The sequence below is a fragment of the Streptomyces sp. NPDC050703 genome, from assembly GCF_040654435.1.
GTDB lineage: Bacteria > Actinomycetota > Actinomycetes > Streptomycetales > Streptomycetaceae > Streptomyces.
Window position 1 is genome coordinate 270,973 of record NZ_JBFAHX010000003.1, and the last position, 19,753, is coordinate 290,725.

Here is a 19,753-nt window from a genome sequence, read left to right on the forward strand (position 1 = left end):
CTGCCGGCGCGGGCGGCGGCACGGGCCCGTCACGGCCAGAGCAGCTCCCGGGTCCAGGCCCCGCCCGCCGCGGGCCTGCGGTACCGGAGCCGGACGTGCCTGCGGCGGGCGTCACCCTGGAAGAACTCGGCCTCCACGGGGTCGAGGACGTACGGCGTCCAAGTCGGCGAGTCGGCGCCGGGCTCGGCCCGCGCACGCTCCCAGGCCGCGTCCGACGAGCGCTCCAACTCCGCGTACGAGTCGAGTACGTCGCTCTGGCGGCCGACGAGCGCCGCGGCGAGTGCGCCCGTCGACCGGGCGTGCAGATCGGCCAGGCCCTCGGCGTGCGGGGCGGTCGTGACGCGGCCCCTGATCCGGATCTGCCGGCCCTGCGCGGGCCAGTAGAAGTGCAGGGCGGCCTCCGGGCGGACGGCGAGCTGGCGGCCCTTGGCGCTGCTCGCGTGCGAGGCGAAGTGCCAGCCGCGGCCGTCGGCGTCGTGCAGCATCACGGTCCGCACGTCGGGGCCGCCGTCCTCGGCCACGGTCGCCAGAGCCATGGTGTGCGGCTCGGTCTGCCCGGCGGCCACCGCCTCGGCGAACCACTGGTGGAAGAGGGGCAGCGGGGCGGCGGGAGCCCCGGCCGGATCGAAGGCCGGCAGGTCGACGTCCCAGACCCGCTGGGCCCTCAGCAGCTTCTGGAACGCGGTGGGGGCGGCGCGGCCCGGCTCGGAAGTCGTCATGCGCCGATTGTGTCCCGCCGGGCCTCGGCGGACCGCACGCCCCGACACCACCGCCCGCCCGACAGCCGTGCCCCCCAGCAGCCATGCCATGCCCCGCGGCAGCCATGCCTGACACCCCCCCCGGCCTCCCAGGCCCCCCGCACCGCCCGAGGCCCACACTCAGCCCCGTCCCAGCACCACCGTCCCCGACGAGCAGAACCATCCGCCCGTGCCCGAGGCCACGGCCAGTTCCGGCAGGGTGCCGTCCGGGCGGTGGACCTGCCGTGGGCCCGCCTGGCCGCGCAGTTGCCGTACCGCCTCCACCAGCAGGAACAGGCCCCGCATCCCGGGATGCTGGGCCGAGAGGCCGCCGCCGTCGGTGTTGGTCGGGAGCGCGCCGTCCCGCAGCAGCCGGCCCCTCTCGACGTAGGCGCCGCCCTCGCCCTTGCCGCAGAAGCCGAGGTCTTCGAGCGTCACCAGCGTCATGTAGGTGAAGGCGTCGTAGATCTCCGCGAGGTCGATGTCGGCGGGCCGCACCCCCGCCCGTTCGAAGGCGAGACGCCCGCTGACCGCCGCGGGGGAGACCGTGAAGTCGTCCCACTCCGACATCGCCGCGTGCGAGACGTGCTCGCCCGCGCCGAGGACCCAGACCGGCCGCGACGCGCAGTCGGCCACGTACTCCTCGGCGGCGAGGAGGACCGCGCAGCCGCCGTCGGAACGTATGCAGCAGTGCAGTCTGGTGAAGGGGTCCGCGATCATCGGGCCCGCGAGTACGTCGTCCACCGTGACCGGCGCGCGGTACATCGCGTCGGGGTTGGCCGCCGCGTTGGCCCGGGCCTGGACGGCGACGGAGGCGAGCTGTTCGAGGGTCGTGCCGTACTCGTGCATGTGGCGGCGCGCGGCCATCGCGTACTTGGCGATCAGCGAGTGCCCGTAGGGAGCCTCGAACTGGAGCGGTCCGCGCGCGCCGTAGGAGAGGTTCGAGGTGCGCCGCCCCGCCCTGATGTCCGCGCGCGCGGTCGACCCGTACACGAGCAGGACCGCGTCGGCCCGCCCCGCCGCTATCGCCTCCGCCGCGTGCGCGGCCATGACCTCCCAGGTGGCGCCGCCGACCGAGGTGGAGTCCACCCAGCGGGGCCTGAGCCCGAGGTACTCGGCGACCTCGACCGGGGCCAGCGTGCCGAGGCCCGCCGAGGCGATGCCGTCGATCACGTCCCTGCCGAGCCCGGAGTCGGCGAGCGCGCGGCGGGCCGCCTGGGCGTGCAGGGCGTAGGGCGTGGCCGCGTCGACCCGGCCGCAGTCCGCGAGGGCGACCCCGACCGCGGCGACCTTGCGGGGCGTGGAGCGGGTGGCGGGAGACATGGATCTGACGGTACATCAGATCCGGGGGTGCGGGCAGGCCCCGCCCCGCGTCACCGCCCTGTGCATATGGCGGGGGCGGGCCTACCATGACGCCCCGTCAGATCCGGTCCCGTCCACGGGTCCGGGGGGAGGAGTCTGCCGATGGACGCCGCCTTCAGCGCGGAACAGGACGAGATCCGCCGCACCCTTCGCGAACTGCTCGCCAAACGCTGCGGCCCCGACGACGTCAAGGCCGCGGTGCGCACCCCCGCGGGTCACGACCCCGCCCTGTGGTCCGCCCTCGCCGCACGGCTGGGCCTGCCGGGGCTCGCGCTCCCCGAGGCGTACGGGGGCGTCGGCTGCACCGCCACGGAGCTGGCGCTCGGCTGTGAGGAGCTGGGCCGCGCCCTCGCCCCCTCCCCGCTCCTCGCCACCGCCGTCCTCGCCGCCCCGCTGGTCCTCGCGCTCGGCACCGAGGAGCAGCGCGCCGAGATCCTGCCGCGCGTCGCGGCCGGCGGGCTGACCGCGGCCCTGGCCGTCCCGGGGGCCGGGCTCGCCACGGCGCTCGGCCTCGTCGGGGACGGCGGCGGCGACTGGGCGGGCGGCGGACGCGCGGGCGGCGTCCAGGCGAGGCCCGACAGCGGGACCGGGACCGGTACCGGGACCGGGGCGTGGCGGCTGTACGGGCAGGCCGGGCAGGTGCTCGACGGGCACAGCGCGGACCTCCTGGTGGTGGCCGCGCACACCGGCGGCTTCGCCCGTTCCCGTACGCTCCTCTTCCTCGTACGGCAGGGGGCGCGCGGCATGGTGCGGACGCGGCAGACGGCGCTCGACGAGACCCGCGCCCCCGCGAGGGTCGAACTGCGGGACGTGGCGGCGGAACTGCTCGGCCCGGACGACGCCTCCCGTGTGCCCGCCGCGCTCGCGGACGTCGGGGACGTGGCCGCCACCGTCCTCGCCGCGGAGGCCGTGGGGGCCGCGGACCGTGCCCTGGAGCGGACCCTGGAGCACGTGCGGCGGCGTGAGCAGTTCGGCCGGCCGATCGGGTCCTTCCAGGCGGTCAAGCACCGCCTGGCCGACGTGTACGTACAGGTGCAGGCGGCCCGCTCGGCCGCCTACTACGCGGCCTGGGCCGCCGGCGCCGAGGCCGCGGGGAGCGGCGCGGGGGCGGCCGAGCGGTCCGGCGGCCTCGCCCTCGCGCAGGGGCTCGAAGCGCTGCGGGCCGCCGCGTCCGAGGCCGTGCAGCTGCACGGCGGGACCGGCTTCACCTGGGAGCACGACGCGCACCTGTACTTCAAGCGGGCCGCCGGGGACGAACTCCTCTTCGGCCCCGTGCACCGGCTGCGGGCCCGTGCGGCCGAGCGGGCCGGGCTCTTCGCGGGGGCGGCGGCCGGTCCTGGAGGCGCCCCCGCGGCGGGGGAGGTCCGCTGATGCCGCCGGGGGTCCGTCTGGTGCGGAAGGTGTCGTCGACCCGGGCCTTCGCGAGGGTCGCGCCCCGCTTCGTCCCCGCGCTCGACCGCGCCGTGCACCGCCTCACGCGCGGGAAAGTGCTGCTCAGCGCCCAGATGCTGCCCGGCGTGATCCTGACCGCGCGCGGCGCGAGAAGCGGACTGCCGAGGCGTACGCCGCTGGCCTGCATGCCCGACGAGGCGTCCGGCGGCTGGGTCCTCGTCGGGTCCAACTTCGGGCGCCCCCGCCACCCCGCGTGGACGGCGAACCTCCTGGCCCACCCGGACGCGGAGATCAACTGGCGCGGCGAGGACATCGCGGTGCGCGCGCGGCTGCTGGCGGGGGAGGAGCGGGCCGCGGCCTGGGAGGCCGCGCTGGCGTTCTGGCCGCCCTACGCGGCGTACCAGGCGCGGGTGGACCGGGAGATCCGGCTGTTCCGCCTGGAGCGGCGCGCCCGCTGAACCGCGGCCCGGGGGCGGGGAGGCGCGGAAACCACGACGGCGGATCACCTGGGTGATCCGCCGCCGGGATGACAGGAAGGGAGGGGTGGGCGCGGGCGAGGGGTGCGGGCCGGGCCCGCGAGGGCCGGTCATGAGCAGGCCGGGCAGGTCCGGCGTGCCGAGGCGCGTGCCGGGCTACTTGGTCGGCTTCTTCCCCGTCACGCCCAGATGCACGAGCGTCGCGAGGTTCGGCTTGAGCTCCGCCTGCTTGACGCCCCAGGTCTGGAAGCCGCGCTGGTGCGAGGCGACGGCGGCGAGCATCGCGACGATGGAGCCCGCCATGGCGGCGGGGCTGATGTCCTTGTCGACCTTGCCCTTGGCCTGGAGCTCCTTGACGGTGTCCGTAAGGGAGTTGTTGACCGAGTTGAGGATCTTCATCCGGATCTTGTAGAAGCGCTTGTCGCCCTCGGCGGCGCCCAGGTCGACGACCCGGAGGATCGCGTCGTTCTTGCGCCAGAACTCCATGAAGCCGTCGACCAGCTCCTGGGAGGTCTGCCAGCCCGCCTTGCCGACCCACGACCTGCCTTCGAGCAGCCGGGTCAATTCGGCGCCCTCCGCGGCCATTTGCTCCGCGATCTCCAGTACGGCGCCCTCGACGTCCGGGAAGTACTGGTAGAAGGTCGCGGGTGAAGTCCCCGCCTTCCGGGCGACGTCGATGACTTTGACGTCCCGGTAGGGCGAGGAGCTGAGCATGTCGCCGAGGCAGTCGAGCAGCTTCTGGCGCGTCGCCTGACCGCGCCGACCGGCCACGCGGCCGTCGACGGTCCGTACCTGTCCTGTCATGCCGTCAGCTTACCGAGGGGTGATCGGAGCGCGATTCGGCCGAGTGCAAATGGGGTTGGGGCGCGTGAGCGGGGCGCGGGGCGGGTCCCGTAGGAATTGGGCAGATGTTCGAATTGCTGTGCTGCGCGTTCGCCGGACCGCCGCTAGCTTGGCCGACATGGACTACGCGGAGCGTGACACGGGGGACGAGTACGGGGAGGGCGTGCCCTGCTGGGCCGACGCGATGCTCCCCGACGTCGAGGGCGGCAAGCGGTTCTACGGAGAGCTGTTCGGGTGGACCTTCGACGAGGGCGCGGGGCCGGAGTACGGCCACTACGCCCAGGCGTCCCTCGGCGGACGGGCCGTCGCCGCCCTCGCGCCCAAGGCCGACGGCCGCATGCCCACCGTATGGACGGTCTACCTCGCCACCCCCGACGCCGCCGCGCTCGCCGGGCGGATCAAGGCGGCGGGCGGCTCCATGGTCACGGAGGCCATGACCGTGGGGCCCTTCGGGACGATGGGGCTCGCCGCCGACCCCGAGGGCGCCGTCTTCGGGCTCTGGCAGGCCGGCACGCACCGCGGCTTCGGCCTGACACAGGCGCCGGGCGCGTTCTGCTGGACCGAGGTGTACTCCCGCGACAAGGACCGGGTCGACCCCTTCTACGAGGGCGTCTTCGGCTACCGGGGCCACGACCTCGACCTGGACGGCGTCGCCTTCCGCACCTGGTCGCCCGCCGGGGCCGAGCCGGGCCCCGACACGGCCGTCGGCGGGCGCCAGCTCTTCCCCGCCGCCGACGCCGTCGGCGCACGGTCCGCCGACGGCTACAGCACCCCCGAGATGCCTCCGCACTTCCTCGTCTACTTCACCGTCGCCGACGCCGACGCCACGACCGCGACGGCCACCCGGCTCGGCGGTCGCGCGCTCATGCCGCCCACCGACATCCCGTACGGTCGCATGGCGGTGATCAGGGACAACCAGGGGGCGGTCTTCGCGGTCCTCCAGGACTGACCGCGCCCGCCCGGGGCGGCCCCCGGCATGGTTTGTCCCGAGACACCCCGATCGCGCCCCGGGTTCGCCACGGCCGCCTCGGACAGGAAGAATCAGGGTGCGTGCCGCCGGAGAGGCTCGGTGGTGAGACGCTGCACGGGGCTGCCCGCTTCGGCGGCCGCGTACGGGGAGGTGGCAGGGCAAGTGGTGGATCAGCTGACGCAGCACGATCCGAGGCGGATCGGCCCGTTCGAGGTCCTCGGCAGGCTGGGCGCCGGTGGCATGGGCCTGGTCTATCTGGCGCGCTCCGCGTCGGGCCGACGCGTGGCGATCAAGACGGTGCGGACCGAGCTCGCCGAGGACCAGCTGTTCCGCGTCCGCTTCACGCGCGAGGTCGAGGCCGCGCGCGCGGTGTCCGGTTTCTACACGGCCGCCGTCGTGGACGCCGATCCGCGCGCCGCCGTGCCCTGGCTCGCCACGGCGTACGTGCCCGCGCCCTCGCTCGAAGAGATAGTGAATGAACACGGGCCGCTGCCCACCCAGGCGGTGCGGTGGCTCGCGGCGGGCGTGGCCGAGGCCCTGGAGTCCATCCACGGGGCCGGACTCGTCCACCGCGACCTCAAGCCGTCCAACGTCCTCGTCGTCGAGGACGGGCCGCGCGTCATCGACTTCGGCATCGCGTCCGGCGTCTCCAACACCCGCCTGACCATGACCAACGTCGCCGTCGGCACGCCCGCGTACATGTCGCCCGAGCAGGCCAAGGACTCCCGCAGCGTCACCGGGGCCAGCGACGTCTTCTCGCTCGGCTCGACCCTCGTCTTCGCCGCGACCGGCCACGCGCCCTTCCACGGCGCCAACCCCGTCGAGACGGTCTTCATGCTCCTCCGTGAGGGCCCCGACCTGGAAGGACTCCCGGACGACCTCCGTCCGCTGATCGAGTCCTGCATGCAGATGGACGCCACGAGGCGGCCGTCACCCGCCGACCTCCAGGCGCAGCTCGCCCCGCACCTCTTCGCCTCCGAGAGCGCGGGCAACGACGACAGCGGCACCGCGTCCGCCTGGCTGCCCGAGCGGGCCGTCGAGCTGATCGAGGCCCGCAGGGGCGGCAGGCCGCCCGCCAGGGTCCCGGCCGCCGCGGGACGCAGCGCCGCACCCCACGCCTCCGTCATCGCGCCGCCGCCCCCGCAGCAGCCGCCGCCCGCGCCGGCCCGGCCGCCGGCCGCGCCCTCGCCGGACGGCGGCCCCGTGCGGCTCCCCGGCGCAAGGGTGCCGATCGGCCCCGGGCCGCGGGTCGCCTCCCGCTCCTCCATCGGACCGGGTGACTCCGGGCTCGCCGCCTCCTGGACGCGGACCTCGGGGGCCAAGGCGGCGGCGAACGGCGTCGCGCCCGCCGTGCCCGCACCCGCCCCCGCGCCCGACGCGGCGGGCACGTCGTGGCGGCCGTGGCGCTTCCGCATGTCCAACGACGTCTGGGGCACGCCCGCCGTCGCGGGGAACCTCGTCTACGTCACCTCCTTCGAGGTGCACGCCCTCGACGTCGGCACGGGCCGCCGCAGCTTCAAGACGCGGGACGTCGCCTGGTCCATGGCGGTCGCCGACGGCCGCATCCACGCCTCCGACGGCCCCACGCTCTACGCCCTCGACGGCACCGAGGGCTCCGACCTGTGGCGGCTGCCGACCGACGCCTGGGTGTACTCGCTCCAGGCCGCCCGCGGCACCGTCGTCACCGGCACCCGGGGCGGCGGCGTCCAGGCATGGGAGGCCGCCAACGGCGAGAAGCTCTGGGAGATCACCGGCGCCCAGACCGACTTCGAGACGCCGGAGGCCGGGCCCGCCGTCTTCGACGGCACGGTGTACGTCTGGAAGGACGCCAGGTTGCGCGCCCTGGAGGCCAGGACCGGCGAGGAGCGCTGGTCCTACCCCGTGGGCGACGCCGCGTCCTGCGGCGGTGTGCCGGTCCGCGTCACCCAGGCGCAGGACGGCTACGTGTACGTGTCCGCCGGCACCCGGGTCCTCGCCATCGACGTGGCCGCCGGGCACGTGCGCTGGCACTTCGAGGCGCCCGCGGCCTTCCTCTGCCCGCCCGCCTTCGCCCCCGGGCCCGCCGTCACCGGCGGCGGCGTCTACCTCGCCGACTACCTCGGCACGGTGTACGCCCTCGACGCCACCGACGGACGCGACCGGTGGCGCATCGCCACGGAGGCCCGCTCCTCCGTCGAGCCGGTCCTCGTCGCCGACGGCCACGTGCACGTGGGCAGCGGCAAGGGGCTCTACACCCTGGACGCGGTGACCGGCACCCCGAAGTGGCGCTTCCAGGCGGGCGGCGAAGTCGTCGGCGCCCCCGTGGTCGCCGACCGCCGCATCCACTTCGGCTCCACCGACCACCTCCTCTACACCCTGAAGGCCGACGACGGCCGCCTCCGCTGGAAGCTGGCCACGGGCGGCGAGATCACGGGTGCGCCCCTCGTCAGGGACGGCGTGGTGTACGCGTGCAGCAAGGACCGCTGTGTCTACGCGCTGGACGCGGAGCGGGGCACGGGGACGGCGGCCGGCGGGGGCGCCGGGCGGTCCTGACGTGCCCCGCGGGCGGGCAGCTCACCGCACCCGGTGGTCCCCGCCCGGCCGCCGTCCCGCGAACAGCTCCGCCTGCCGCTCCGGTGGCGCGTTGCCCAGGGTGACCAGGTGCGGTGCCTGGGCGAGCGAGGCGGCCAGGGAGGACTCCCTCGTCGTCCACAGCGACCGGACCGTGCCCTGCACCGCCTCCGTGGGGCAGGAGGCGATGGTCTCGGCGGCGCGCACGGCCGCCGCGAGCGCTCCCCCCGGCGGGGTGACCTCCGAGACGAGACCCACCTCGTACGCCCGCCGCGCCGAGATCCGCTCGGCGGTCCCCATCAGCGCCATCCGCGCGGCCTCCCCGTACGGCACGCGCCGCGCCATGTACATCGACTCGTACGCGCTGACCATGCCGTACGTGGTGTGCGGGTCGAAGAACGTCGCGTCCTCGGAGGCGACCAGGAACTCCGCCTCGCCCAGGAGGTAGAACGCGCCGCCGCACGCCATGCCGTTGACCGCGGCGATCACCGGCTTCCAGAGGTCGTTCGCCTTCGGGCCGATCGCGGCGAGCGGATCGTCCACCGTGTACGGGGAGGCGGGCTGCGGCACCTCCACCGAGCGGTCGATCCCCGTGCAGAAGGCCCGGTCGCCCGCGCCGGTCACCACCACCGCCCGCACGGAGTCGTCGGAGCGGAACGTCCGCCACGCGTGCGTGAGCTGTTCCGCCGTCTCCAGGTCGATCGCGTTGTGCCGCTCCGGGCGGTCGAGGGTCAGCACGGCCACCCCCGTCCCGGCGTCCACGCCGATGTGCAGCGCGCCCCCCGTCACGGCCGCTCCAGCGTCCAGCGCGGCACCGTGATCCCGTCCACGTCGGCGAAGACGACCTGCACCTTCACGCCGACGCGCAGCCGCTCGGGGGCGACGGAGTTCAGCGGGGCGTCGGCGGCGGCGACGAGGTTGCCGGCCAGGCGGACGCGGGGAGCCTCGGCCAGCTCGACGAGGACCGCGTTGTACGGGGCCTGCGCGGCGTAGGCGGGGAGCAGGGGAGGGTGCGGGAAGACGTACGACCAGATGCGGCCGCGGCCGCTCATCCTCCGCCACGCGGTGTCGAAGGACCGGCAGTGGGGACAGCAGGGCCTGGGCGGCCAGCGGAGCTCGGCGCAGGCCGCGCAGGCCTGGACGCGGAGTTCGCCCCGGGCGGCGTAGTCCCAGAACGGGGCGCCGTCCTCGTCGATCGTGGGGCGCAGCAGGGGCTCTGGTGGCGGTGTCTCGTCTGCCATGTTCTCGCCTCTCCCGGGTGCGGGTTTGATTGCGTTGCTCGCGCCGTTCCCCGAGCCCCTTACGGGGCCCGTAGCAGCAGGGCTGACGTGGGGACCCCCTCCCCTGCCGTCACCAGGCACGTGGATGCCCCGGGGACCTGGGCGGTGCTCGTGCCGCGCAGTTGCCGCACCCCCTCGGTGATGAGGTTGAAGCCGTGGACGTAGGCCTCGCTGAGGCCGCCGCCGCTCGTGTTGAGGGGGAGGCGGCCACCGCTCTCCAGGGCGCCGCCCTCGGTGAAGGCGCCGCCCTCGCCGCGGCCGCAGAAGCCGTAGCCTTCGAGGGAGAGCGGGACGAGCGGGGTGAACGCGTCGTAGATCTGGGCGACGTCCACGTCCTGCGGGCCGAAGTCCGCCTGCTTCCAGAGCTGGCGGGCGGCCGTCCAGGCGGGCCCGGAGAGCGGGTCGTCGTTCCAGTAGTTGACCATTCCGTGGTGCTGCGCGGGCAGGCCCTGTGCGGCCGAGTGGACGTACACGGGCCTGGTGCGGCAGTCGCGCGCCCGCTCGGCGGAGACGACGACGCAGGCCAGCGCCCCGTCGGTCTCCAGGCAGTTGTCGAAGAGGCAGAGCGGTTCGCTGATCCACCGCGAGTTCATGTACATGTCGCGGGTCAGCGGGCGCTCGTACATCGTCGCTGCCGGGTTCTGGTTGGCCCGGTTGCGGCAGGCGAGGGCGACGTTGAAGAGGTGGTCGCGGGTCACGCCGTACTCGTGCATGTAGCGGCGCGTCAGCATCGCGATCTCGTCGGCGGGGCGCAGCAGGCCGAAGGGCCGCGTCCACTGGGCGGGGGTCGGGAGCTGGACGGCGGTGTTCGTCCAGGGGCGGGGGCCGCTGCCGCGCTTGCGGGAACGCCACGCCACGCCGACGCTCGCCTGGCCGGTGGCGATCGCGGCGGCGAGGTGGGCGACGGTCGCGCAGGAACCGCCGCCGCCGTAGCCGACCTTGCTGAAGAAGGTGACGTCACCCGCGCCGATGGCCTTGGCGACCTCGACCTCGTCGGTCTCCTCCATCGTGTACGAGGCGAAGCCGTCGACCTCGGAGGGGGCGATGCCCGCGTCGTCGAGCGCGGCGAGGATCGCGCGGCAGGCCAGCGTCTTCTCGGGTTCCGCCAGGCGTTTGGCGAAGGGGGTCCGGCCGATCCCCGCTATCGCTGCGGCGTCCTTGAGTGAGGCCATGGGCGGCGGCACCTCCGCGAGATCCGTCCCGTCTGCTGACAGTGCGTCAGGCTAGCGCTAATCTGACGGGTAGTCAGTAACGGTGCGTTCCTCGCTCGGAAGTGCTCGGAAGCGCGCGGGAGCTCGGGGGACAGGGAGGCTTGCGATGCGCGGCGACCTGGAGTGGGGCAGCGTCCCGGGCCTTGTACGGGCCGCCGCCGAGCGGCACGGCGACCGGGAGGCGGTCGTCGAGGGCCGCACCCGCGTCTCGTACGGCGAGCTGGGCGCCCGCGTGGAACGGGCCGCGGCGGCCTGCCTCGCGAACGGCGTCGAGCCCGGCGACCGCGTCGCCGTCTGGGCCCCGAACACCCTCGACTGGATCGTCTCCGCGCTCGGCGCGGTCTCGGCGGGCGGCGTCCTCGTACCGCTCAACACCCGCTTCAAGGGCGCCGAGGCCGCCTACGTCCTGGCCCGCAGCCGAGCGAAGCTCCTCTTCGTCACCGGCACCTTCCTCGGTACGTCGTACGTGGCGTCCCTGCGCCGCGCGGCGGCAGAGGGGCCGGGAGCGGGACCCCTGCCCGGCCTGCCCCACCTGGAGCAGGCGGTGGTGCTCTCGGACGACGCCCCGGAGGGCTTCCGCGCCTGGAAGGAGTTCCTGGCGAGCGGCGACCCGGTGGCCGCGTCCGCCGTCCGCGCCCGAGCGGAGTCGGTCGACGGCTCGGCGCCCTCGGACATCATCTTCACCTCCGGCACGACGGGGCGCCCCAAGGGCGCCGTCATCACCCACGCCCAGACCCTGCGCTGCTACGACGTCTGGAGCGAGCTGGCCGGCCTCCGCGCGGACGACCGCTACCTGATCGTGAACCCCTTCTTCCACACCTTCGGCTACAAGGCCGGCGTCATCGCCTGCCTCACGCGCGGCGCGACGATGATCCCGCAGCCGGTCTTCGGCGTGGACACCGTCCTCGCCAACATCGCCGCCGAACGCGTCTCCGTCCTGCCGGGCCCCCCCACCCTGCACCAGTCGATCCTCGACCACCCGGCACGCGACCGGCACGACCTCTCCGCGCTGCGGCTCGTGGTGACGGGCGCGGCGGTCGTGCCGCTCCGGCTCGTCGAACGGCTCCGCGGCGAGCTGCGGGTGGGCACGGTCCTCACCGCGTACGGGCTCTCCGAGGCGAGCGGCATCGTGACGATGTGCCGCCGCGGCGACCCGGCCGACATCATCGCGCGGACCTCGGGCCGGGCCATCCCCGGCACGGAGGTACGGGTGGTCTCCGCCCGGGGCGAGCCGCTTCCGCCCGGCCGCCCCGGGGAGGTCCTTGTCCGCGGCCACCACGTCATGCGCGGCTACTTCGAGGACCCCGCGGAGACCGCCCGCGCCCTCACCCCGGACGGCTGGCTGCGCACCGGCGACGTGGGCGTCCTCGACGCGGAGGGCAACCTCCGCATCACCGACCGGATCAAGGACATGTTCGTCGTCGGCGGCTTCAACGCCTACCCCGCCGAGATAGAGCAGATGCTCGGCCTCCACCCCGACGTGGCGGACGTCGCCGTGATCGGCGTGCCCGACGCGAGGCTCGGCGAGGTCGGCAGGGCGTACGTCGTGCGGCGCCCCGGCGCGGTGGTGACGGCGGACGACCTGATCGCCTGGTCGCGGCGGGAGATGGCGAACTACAAGGTGCCGAGGAGCGTCGAGTTCGTCGCCGAACTCCCGAGGAACGCGAGCGGCAAGGTGGTGAAGGGAGAGCTGCGGGCGGACCGCTGAGGTGTCAGGCGCCCGCGGCCTCGGTGATGGCCTTGCGCTCGGCGGCACTGCACTCCACGCAGAACTCGTTGCCCTCCGGGTCGGTGAGGGTGACCCAGCCGCGGCCGTCGGGCCGCCGCTGGTCGTCGTGGATCTCGGCCCCGAGCGCGAGCAACCGCTCCACCTCCTCGTCGCGGGTGCGGTCCTGCGGCTGGAGGTCGACGTGCACGCGGTTCTTGACGGTCTTGGCGTCCGGCACGGCCACGAAGAGCAGCGCGATCCCCTCCGCCTCGACCAGTGCTTCGGGGGCGCCGGGGCGGTCCTCGTCGGTGATCGAACCGCCGAGCACCTCGGCCCAGAAGGTGCCCTGGCGGTAGGCGTCGTGGCAGTCGAACGTGAGGTGGCGCACGAGAGAGGTCATGGGCGGCACTATTGGTCGCCGGGGCGGTGGTTGTCCACGGAGATTCGGGCCGTCCGGGGGCGGGCGGTGTCTCCGGCGAGGGTGCGGCACGGGCTCTCAGTGGCCGGTGAGGGGTTCCATGCAGCCGGACTCCGGGAACCGGCCGCCCGCCCTGGCCTCGAAGTTCGCCTCCTGGACGAAGCCGGTGACGCACGCGCTGTCCCCCACGTAGAGGCCGATGAGGGCGCCCTCCGGGGTCACGTACCGCTTCTCCTCGTACCGCCCGTACATCTCCCGCACCTCCAGCGTGCCGCCGAGGACCTTGCCCGAGCCGTTCTGCTCGCGCACCTCGTGGCCGAGCCGGCCGGTGAGGGCTTCACGCACGCTGTCGGGGTCCCACTTCTTCCGCTCCCAGAGCCACTTCAGGACGGGCCGCATCCGGGCGGCCTCGCCCTCGGCGGCCTTCTGGTCGGCGGCGGACACCTCGCCGGGGCGGCGGTAGGCGTTGTTCTCGCCGTGGTGCGGGGCTCCGTCGACGACCCCGGGCTCCACGTAGGGGGAGGCGCCGGGAGCGGCACTGGCGGGGGCGCCGGGGGAGGCCCCGGGGGAGGCCGCGGCGCTGGACGGCTTGCTGGGCGGCACGTCGTCGCTGGTGCCGACGGCCGAACCGGGACGCCCTTCGTCACCGCAGCCGGTGAGGGGCAGGAGGAGGGCGCCGAGAAGGAGGGCGCAGGCGGCGGCATGACGTGGGTGCCGGTCGCGTGGTGAGGTGACCATGCGGACGACTCTGCCACGGAGAACGGCGGCCACGGCGGCAACCGCTTGTCCGACTCCGCAACGGTCGCGCGATGTCACCCGAACCACCGCGTCCCGACCCGCTGGGCGGGCGGGCCGGGGGAGCCGCCGGGGCCCTGGCGGTCGGCGGGGCGCGGGACGCCGATCCGCACCCGCCGGAGCCGCCGCCGGACGCCGTCGCCTCGTACGCGGAGGGGGCGTGGGGTGGATCTGGTGCGGATGTGCTCCGAATGCTCGACGGGTGGGGGTGGTACGCCCTCGCCCGGAGAAGGGCGGAGGGGCGCGGCGAGTACGTGTGGTGCGAGCCGGCGGCGGCGTGGGCGGAGAGCCGTCAGTCCTGCGGGGGCGCGGGGATGTGGCTGTCGCCGAGCGGGGTGGGCGCGGGGATGTGGCTGTCGCCCAGCGGGGCGGGGCCGGGGATGTGGCTGTCGAGCGGTGCGGTCGCCAGGCCGTCGCGCGGGGGCGACGGGATGTGGCTGTCGACGGCGAGCGCGGGGGACGCCGCGGCGCCCGTGGCGGCGGCCGTGACGGCGAGCGTCACGAGTATCTTCTTGGTGCGGGTCATGGCAACTCCTTGTGGCCGGGGGGCACTTGCTGCCCGTGAGCCTAACGACGCCTCGGCTGAATGTTCGATTCCGCCGCCTGCTCGGGCGTGGCACCCCGGAAACCGGGGGGCCGGGCCCGGACATGCGTCGGCCGCGACGGCTCCCCCTCCGCGCCGTCGCGGCCGACCCCCGTCGGGAATGAAGTTCTCAGGCGTCCTTGGGCGGGGCCGGCATGTGGCTGTCGCCCTGGGTGGTGGCCTGGCCGTCCTTGGGCGGGACCGGCATGTGGCTGTCGCCCTGGGTGGTGATCTGGCCGTCCTTGGGCGGGGCCGGCATGTGGCTGTCGCCCATGGTGGTGATGTCCTGGTTGATCTTGGCGTCGCTCATCGTGGTACCCCCGTTGTTGTCGGCATTTCGGCTGGGGCGAACGCTCGCTCGGCAACTCCCCCGAGGGTCGCCGAGCGGGCGTTCCAGGGCCGCTCACTCTATGCGCGGGACCCAGTGCGACCCGTCTGTCCCCCGACGCGGCGGATCGATACATGAAGAGTGGCAGCTGCCCATAAACGTTCGATGAACGCCCTGAGCCGCCTCGTCATGCGGCGGCGACGGGGTGCAGGAGCTTGCGGACCTCGTCGGCTTCGGGGGCCTTCGCCCTCTCGTGCAGAGTGAGGGCCTCCCGCCAGCACGCCCGCGCGCGGTCGAGCTGGCTCAGGGCGTCGAGCGACCTGCCCAGAACGGTCAGGATGTTGGCCCGCATCCAGTCACCGCCGATGAATCCGGTGGTGAGCGCCTGCTCCGCGTGCTGTGCCCCCCGGGCGGGCCGCCCGGCCGCCAGGTGGACCTGCGCGATCCGGTAATGGGTCGTACCCTCCCACAGACGCTGCCGGTTCTCCACGAACATCTGCAGGGCCCCGGTGAGCTGGTGCATGGCCTCCGAGTGGTGGCCGGCATGGCTGAGGGCGATCCCGAGGGCGTACCGGGCGTTGGCGAGGCGGAAGGTGAGGCCGAGGTCGTCGTAGATCGCGATGCCCTGGCGCACGAGATCGATCGCGGCGGAGGTGCGCCCCACCGCGACGAGGACGCGGGAGAGATTGCACAGGGCGCTGGCCTCGCCCGGCCGGTTGCCGTCCTTCCGGAAGGCGTCGACGGCTTGCAGGAGGTGGACCTCGCTCGCCTCGGGGCGGTTGAGGCAGTTCGCGGTGATGCCCAGTTCGTTGGGCGCGTTGCTGCCGGTCCACGGATCGTCGGCCAGCCGGTTCAGGGAGGTGGCGGTCTCGGCCTCCAGGCGCGCGGCCTCGAAGCGGCCCGCGTTGTTGTGCACCTGCGCCAGCGTCACCCGGGCCCGTCCCTCCGCATGTGCGTCGTCCAGGGCCGCCGCCGCGTCCCGGGCGGCGGACGTGGCCAGTTCGTAGCGGAGGGAGCTCGCGCCGGACTCCGCCAGGTCCTTGGAGGCGAGGAGGAGGTCGACCGCCCGGCGCAGGGTCTGCGGGCCCAGGGACTGCTGGACGCAGGCCAGGATGCAGGCCGCCTCCGAGTGCAGCCAGTCCAGGGCCTTCGTGTCGTCGCTGAAGTCCTGGCCCGCGTGGCGCGTGGGCTCCAGGTGGTCGACCGTGCGGTCGCCGGGGCGCTCTATGGCGTAGACCCGGGCCGCCGAGGCCAGGTAGAAGTCGAGGAGGCGGGACATCGCCGCCTCGCGTTCGCTCGGGGGCTGTTCGTCGCGTTCGGCGCACGCACGCGCGTAGAGGCGGACGAGGTCGTGGTAGCGGTAGCGGCCGGGAGCGGCGGATTCGATGAGGGAGGTGTCGACCAGGGCCTCCAGGAGGTCCTCCGCTTCGTCGGGCGGGAGGTCGAGGATGGCCGCGGCCGCCGCCAGGGACAGGTCGGGGCCGTCCGCGAGGCCCAGCAGGCGGAAGGCGCGGGCCTGGGCGGGCTCCAGCTGGCCGTAGCCGAGTTCGAAGGTGGCCTTGACGGCGAGGTCACCGGCCTGGAGTTCGTCGAGGCGGCGGCGCTCGTCCGCCAGCTTCGCGGCCAGGGTCGAGACCGTCCAGGTGCGGCGGGCCGCCAGGCGGGAGGCCGCGATACGGATGGCCAGGGGCAGGAAGCCGCAGGCCGCGACGGTGTCGAGGGCGGCCTTGCGCTCGGAGGTGACCCGCTCCTCGCCGACGATGCGGGTGAACAGGAGCAGGGCCTCCTCGGGGGACATCACGTCCAGGTCGACGAGGTGCGCGCCGGCCAGGTCGACCATGCGGACGCGGCTCGTCACCAGGGCCGCGCAGCCCTCCATGCCGGGCAGGAGGGGGCGTACCTGGGCCGCGTCGCGGGCGTTGTCCAGGAGGACGAGGACCCGTCTGCCGTCGAGGACCGAGCGGTACAGGGCCGCGCGCTCCTCCAGGGAGTCGGGGACGGCCGAGTCCGGGGTGCCGAGGGCGCGCAGGAAGGCGCCGAGGACCGTCTCCGGTTCCGCCGCCCGTGCGCCCGCGCCCTGGAGGTCCACGTAGAGCTGGCCGTCGGGGAAGTGCGTGCGCGCCACGTGCGCGACGTGCACGGCGAGCGTCGTCTTGCCGACGCCGCCGATGCCCGCCAGGGCCGAGACCGCCATGACCCGCCCCTCGGCGGAGGAGAGGATGTCGCTCAGCTCGTCGACGAAGCAGGCCCGGCCGGTGAAGTCCGGGACGGTCGCGGGGAGCTGGGCGGGGCGGACGACGGCCCCGGCGGGTTCGGCGGCGGGCGCGGACGGTTCCGCCAGGGCCGGGTCGGCCTGGAGGATGCGCTGCTGGAGCTCCTTGAGGCCCGGCCGCGGGTCCACGCCGAGTTCGTCGGCGAGGAGGCGGCGCGTGTCCGCGTAGACGGCGAGGGCCTCGGCCTGCCTGCCGCTGCGGTAGAGGGCCAGCATCAGCAGCTCGCGCAGGCGCTCGCGCAGCGGGTGGGCGGCCGTGAGGGCCGTCAGTTCCGATACGGCCTCCGCGTGGCAGCCCTGCTCCAGGTCCATGTCGAGGCGGGTCTCGACCAGTTGCAGTCGCCACTCCACCAGGCGGGTGCGCTGCGTGTCGGCGTAGGGCCCCGGCACACCGGCCAGGGGTTCACCGTGCCACAGGGCGAGCGCCTGGTTGACCAGGGCCCGGGCCTGGCAGAGGTCGCCCGCGCCGCGGAACTTCTCCGCCGCCGCCCAGAGGTCCTCCGCCGCGGCGAGGTCGAGGGCGCCGTCAGCGACCTGGACGGAGTAGCCCCCGGATTCGCTGACGAGAACGCCGGGGGGCAGCACCTTGCGGAGCCGCGAGGCATACGTACGCACCGCCGCCAGCGCCTGCGAGGGCGGGTCCTCGCCCCAGAGGGCGTCGATCAGCTCCGAGGCCGTGGCCGTGCGGCCCTCCCTGAGCAGCAGGGCCGCGAGGAGGGCCCGTTGCTGCGGAGAACCGGTCGGAAGCTGTTCCTCGCCGTGCCATGCGCGCACCGGTCCGAGCACGCTGAAGCGTGACGCCTGGACCTCGGGGTGCCCCTCGGCCCGCTCCTCGGGGGCGTCCCCCGAGGCCGGACGCCACTGCTCCGGTACTCGCGGTACATCGACCATCGCTCCCCCTGCCGCCCTGCCGTTCCCAGTCCTGCCGGTCGCGGGCTGCCCGTCCCGCGGTCTTGCCGTTGTCGGTCACCTCGGCCGTGCCAAGGCGGCGCGCCGGGCACGCCTCATCCGTACCTCGGTTTCTGCATCCGCCAGTTTGCCTTGTCCATGGCGGATGCGTCAGCCGTGGGAGACGGCTCTCACAGGGTCCTCGCACGGAGTCGTCCGCCGTGACGCCGGTTACGCGCCGTTTCCGGCGGGGATTCCGGTAGCGGTTCCGGTACGGGGCTCCGGCCCGCGAACGGGTGACCGCCGGGCCGCTGCCCACTTGCTGACGGGCCGTCAGATGCGCGCTACCTTGGACGTATGGAGACCATGGAGAGCTCGGAGACCTTCCCGAAGATCATCTCGGTGGACGACCACACGGTCGAACCTCCGCATGTCTGGCGGGACCGGCTCCCGTCGAAGTACCGCGACACCGGCCCCCGAGTCGTCCGCGCGCCCCTGAAAGAAATGACGTTCCTCGGCGGGAAGTTCGCTCCGGTCATGGGGGAGAAAGGGGACGAAGGCCCTATCGGGGACTGGTGGGTGTACGAGGACCTGCGCCGCCCGCTGACCCGGCTCGACACGGCGGTCGGATACGACAGGGACGAGATCAAGCTGGAGGTCATCACCTACGAGCAGATGCGGCCGGGATCGTTCAGCGTGCCCGAACGCCTCGCCGACATGGACGTCAACCACGTCCAGTCCGCCCTCTGCTTCCCCACCTTCCCGCGCTTCTGCGGCCAGACCTTCACCGAGGCCAAGGACCGCGAGCTGGGGCTGCTGGGGGTACGCGCGTACAACGACTGGATGGTCGAGGAATGGTGCGGCCCCGAGGCGCGGGGCCGCCTCGTCCCGCTGACCCTCATCCCCCTCTGGGACGCCGAGCTGGCCGCCGCCGAGGTGCGGCGCAACGCCGCGCGCGGGGTGCGGGCGGTCGCCTTCTCCGAGATTCCCCCGCACCTGGGGCTGCCGTCCGTCCACACCGACGCGTGGGACCCCTTCCTCGCGGCGTGCGACGAGACGGGGACGGTCATCGCCATGCACATCGGCTCGTCCAGCAGGATGCCGTCCACCTCGGCGGACGCGCCGCCGGCGGTCGGCTCCACGATCACCTTCGCGAACTGCTGCTTCTCGATGGTGGACTGGCTGATGAGCGGCAAGTTCGAGCGGTTCCCGGGGCTGCGGATCATGTACGCCGAGGGGCAGATCGGCTGGATTCCCTACATCCTGGAGCGGGCGGACGTGGTGTGGGAGGAGAACCGGGGCTGGGGCGGGGTGGCGGACAAGGTCCACCGGCCGCCGTCGGAGCTGTTCGCCTCGCATGTCTACGGGTGCTTCTTCGACGACGCCTTCGGGCTGCGGAACCTCGATTCCATCGGGGCGGGGAACGTGTTGTACGAGACGGACTATCCGCACTCGGACTCCACGTGGCCGAAGTCCCGCGAGGTCGGCGAGGCCCAGATGGGTCACCTCGATCCCGAGGTGGTCTCCCGCATCGTGCGCGGCAACGCGATAGCCCTCCTGGGCCTCACGGAGGAGGGCCTCTGGCCGGGCCCCTCCTGCTGCTGACGGCCGCTTCGCGGCGGATGTCCCCCCGGCCCGGCCGGGCCCCTCCTGCTGTTGTCCGCCGCTTCGCGGCGGGTGTCTCCCACCCGCCCGCCCGTTCGCCGCAGCGGATGCCGCTCAGTAGGAGCGGACGGACGGGCGCCCGGCGGCCGGAGGGGACGTGGGGGTATGCGCGAGCGCAGCCCCTCCTGGGCTCACGGAGGAGGGCGGCCGGGCCCCTCCTGCTGTTCCGCCGCTTCGCGACGGGTGTCTCCCACCCGCCCGCCCGTTCGCCGCAGCGGATGCCGCTCAGTAGGAGCGGACGGACGGGCGCCCGGCGGCCGGAGGGGACGTGGGGG

The 19,753-nt window shown here is 74.3% G+C and carries 17 protein-coding genes; 6 read left to right on the forward strand and 11 right to left on the reverse strand.

All coding sequences use genetic code 11. The features are described 5' to 3' along the window. Positions 1-29 precede the first annotated feature (29 nt). The gene (locus tag AB0I16_RS04485) at positions 30-719 is read right to left on the reverse strand and encodes a pyridoxal 5'-phosphate synthase (RefSeq protein WP_363247819.1); all 690 of its coding nucleotides are present in this window, start codon (positions 717-719) and stop codon (positions 30-32) included. Positions 720-878: 159 nt separating this feature from the next. Further along, positions 879-2,060, reverse strand: coding sequence for an acetyl-CoA acetyltransferase (locus tag AB0I16_RS04490; RefSeq protein WP_363247820.1), 1,182 nt, complete (start codon positions 2,058-2,060; stop codon positions 879-881). 141 nt (positions 2,061-2,201) lie between these two features. Here AB0I16_RS04490 and AB0I16_RS04495 point away from each other — a divergent pair, with 141 nt between their 5' ends. Continuing rightward, positions 2,202-3,470: an acyl-CoA dehydrogenase family protein gene (locus AB0I16_RS04495; RefSeq protein WP_363247821.1), complete on the forward strand. Its 1,269-nt coding sequence runs from the start codon at positions 2,202-2,204 to the stop codon at positions 3,468-3,470. Next, entirely contained in the window at positions 3,470-3,949 is a 480-nt protein-coding gene (locus AB0I16_RS04500) for a nitroreductase family deazaflavin-dependent oxidoreductase (protein WP_363247822.1), read from the forward strand. Before AB0I16_RS04495 ends, AB0I16_RS04500 begins: the two co-directional genes overlap by 1 nt. 174 nt (positions 3,950-4,123) lie before the next feature. Here AB0I16_RS04500 and AB0I16_RS04505 read toward each other — a convergent pair whose 3' ends face one another. Then, positions 4,124-4,771, reverse strand: coding sequence for a TetR family transcriptional regulator (locus tag AB0I16_RS04505; protein ID WP_363247823.1), 648 nt, complete (start codon positions 4,769-4,771; stop codon positions 4,124-4,126). Between the two features lie 157 nt (positions 4,772-4,928). Here AB0I16_RS04505 and AB0I16_RS04510 point away from each other — a divergent pair, with 157 nt between their 5' ends. Both AB0I16_RS04510 and AB0I16_RS04515 read left to right on the forward strand, forming a co-directional pair. Beyond that, positions 4,929-5,759 (forward strand): VOC family protein, encoded by an 831-nt coding sequence (locus AB0I16_RS04510; RefSeq protein WP_363247824.1) that lies wholly within the window; start codon positions 4,929-4,931, stop codon positions 5,757-5,759. 183 nt (positions 5,760-5,942) lie between these two features. Beyond that, on the forward strand, positions 5,943-8,312 hold the full coding sequence (locus AB0I16_RS04515; RefSeq protein WP_363247825.1) for a serine/threonine-protein kinase: 2,370 nt from the start codon (positions 5,943-5,945) through the stop codon (positions 8,310-8,312). Positions 8,313-8,333: 21 nt separating this feature from the next. Here AB0I16_RS04515 and AB0I16_RS04520 read toward each other — a convergent pair whose 3' ends face one another. From AB0I16_RS04520 to AB0I16_RS04530, 3 genes are read right to left on the reverse strand one after another with little or no spacing between them, the layout of a single operon-like run. After that, positions 8,334-9,119 carry an enoyl-CoA hydratase/isomerase family protein gene (locus AB0I16_RS04520; protein ID WP_363247826.1) on the reverse strand — a complete coding sequence of 262 codons (786 nt, stop codon included), beginning with the start codon at positions 9,117-9,119 and terminating at the stop codon, positions 8,334-8,336. Next, a complete protein-coding gene (locus AB0I16_RS04525; RefSeq protein ID WP_363247827.1) occupies positions 9,116-9,571 on the reverse strand; it encodes an OB-fold domain-containing protein in 456 nt (151 codons plus the stop codon). The genes AB0I16_RS04520 and AB0I16_RS04525 overlap by 4 nt, the downstream gene beginning before the upstream one ends. Positions 9,572-9,630: 59 nt before the next feature. Then, complete coding sequence (locus tag AB0I16_RS04530; protein WP_363247828.1) at positions 9,631-10,782, reverse strand: lipid-transfer protein; 1,152 nt, start codon at positions 10,780-10,782, stop codon at positions 9,631-9,633. A gap of 145 nt (positions 10,783-10,927) precedes the next feature. Here AB0I16_RS04530 and AB0I16_RS04535 point away from each other — a divergent pair, with 145 nt between their 5' ends. After that, entirely contained in the window at positions 10,928-12,529 is a 1,602-nt protein-coding gene (locus AB0I16_RS04535) for a FadD3 family acyl-CoA ligase (protein ID WP_363247829.1), read from the forward strand. Positions 12,530-12,533: 4 nt separating this feature from the next. Here the strand turns inward: AB0I16_RS04535 and AB0I16_RS04540 are convergent, their stop codons facing one another. From AB0I16_RS04540 to AB0I16_RS04560, 5 genes are all read right to left on the reverse strand, one after another. Beyond that, on the reverse strand, positions 12,534-12,929 hold the full coding sequence (locus AB0I16_RS04540) for a VOC family protein (RefSeq protein WP_363247830.1): 396 nt from the start codon (positions 12,927-12,929) through the stop codon (positions 12,534-12,536). A gap of 96 nt (positions 12,930-13,025) precedes the next feature. Beyond that, a complete protein-coding gene (locus AB0I16_RS04545) occupies positions 13,026-13,685 on the reverse strand; it encodes a hypothetical protein (protein WP_363247831.1) in 660 nt (219 codons plus the stop codon). A gap of 349 nt (positions 13,686-14,034) precedes the next feature. After that, positions 14,035-14,268 (reverse strand): hypothetical protein, encoded by a 234-nt coding sequence (locus AB0I16_RS04550; RefSeq protein WP_363247832.1) that lies wholly within the window; start codon positions 14,266-14,268, stop codon positions 14,035-14,037. A gap of 187 nt (positions 14,269-14,455) precedes the next feature. After that, complete coding sequence (locus AB0I16_RS04555) at positions 14,456-14,635, reverse strand: sigma-like protein (protein WP_363247834.1); 180 nt, start codon at positions 14,633-14,635, stop codon at positions 14,456-14,458. Between the two features lie 205 nt (positions 14,636-14,840). Continuing rightward, a complete protein-coding gene (locus AB0I16_RS04560) occupies positions 14,841-17,816 on the reverse strand; it encodes a BTAD domain-containing putative transcriptional regulator (protein ID WP_363247835.1) in 2,976 nt (991 codons plus the stop codon). 363 nt (positions 17,817-18,179) lie between these two features. Between AB0I16_RS04560 and AB0I16_RS04565 the strand changes: the two genes are divergently transcribed. Further along, complete coding sequence (locus tag AB0I16_RS04565) at positions 18,180-19,418, forward strand: amidohydrolase family protein (protein ID WP_363247885.1); 1,239 nt, start codon at positions 18,180-18,182, stop codon at positions 19,416-19,418. Positions 19,419-19,753: the final 335 nt, after the last annotated feature.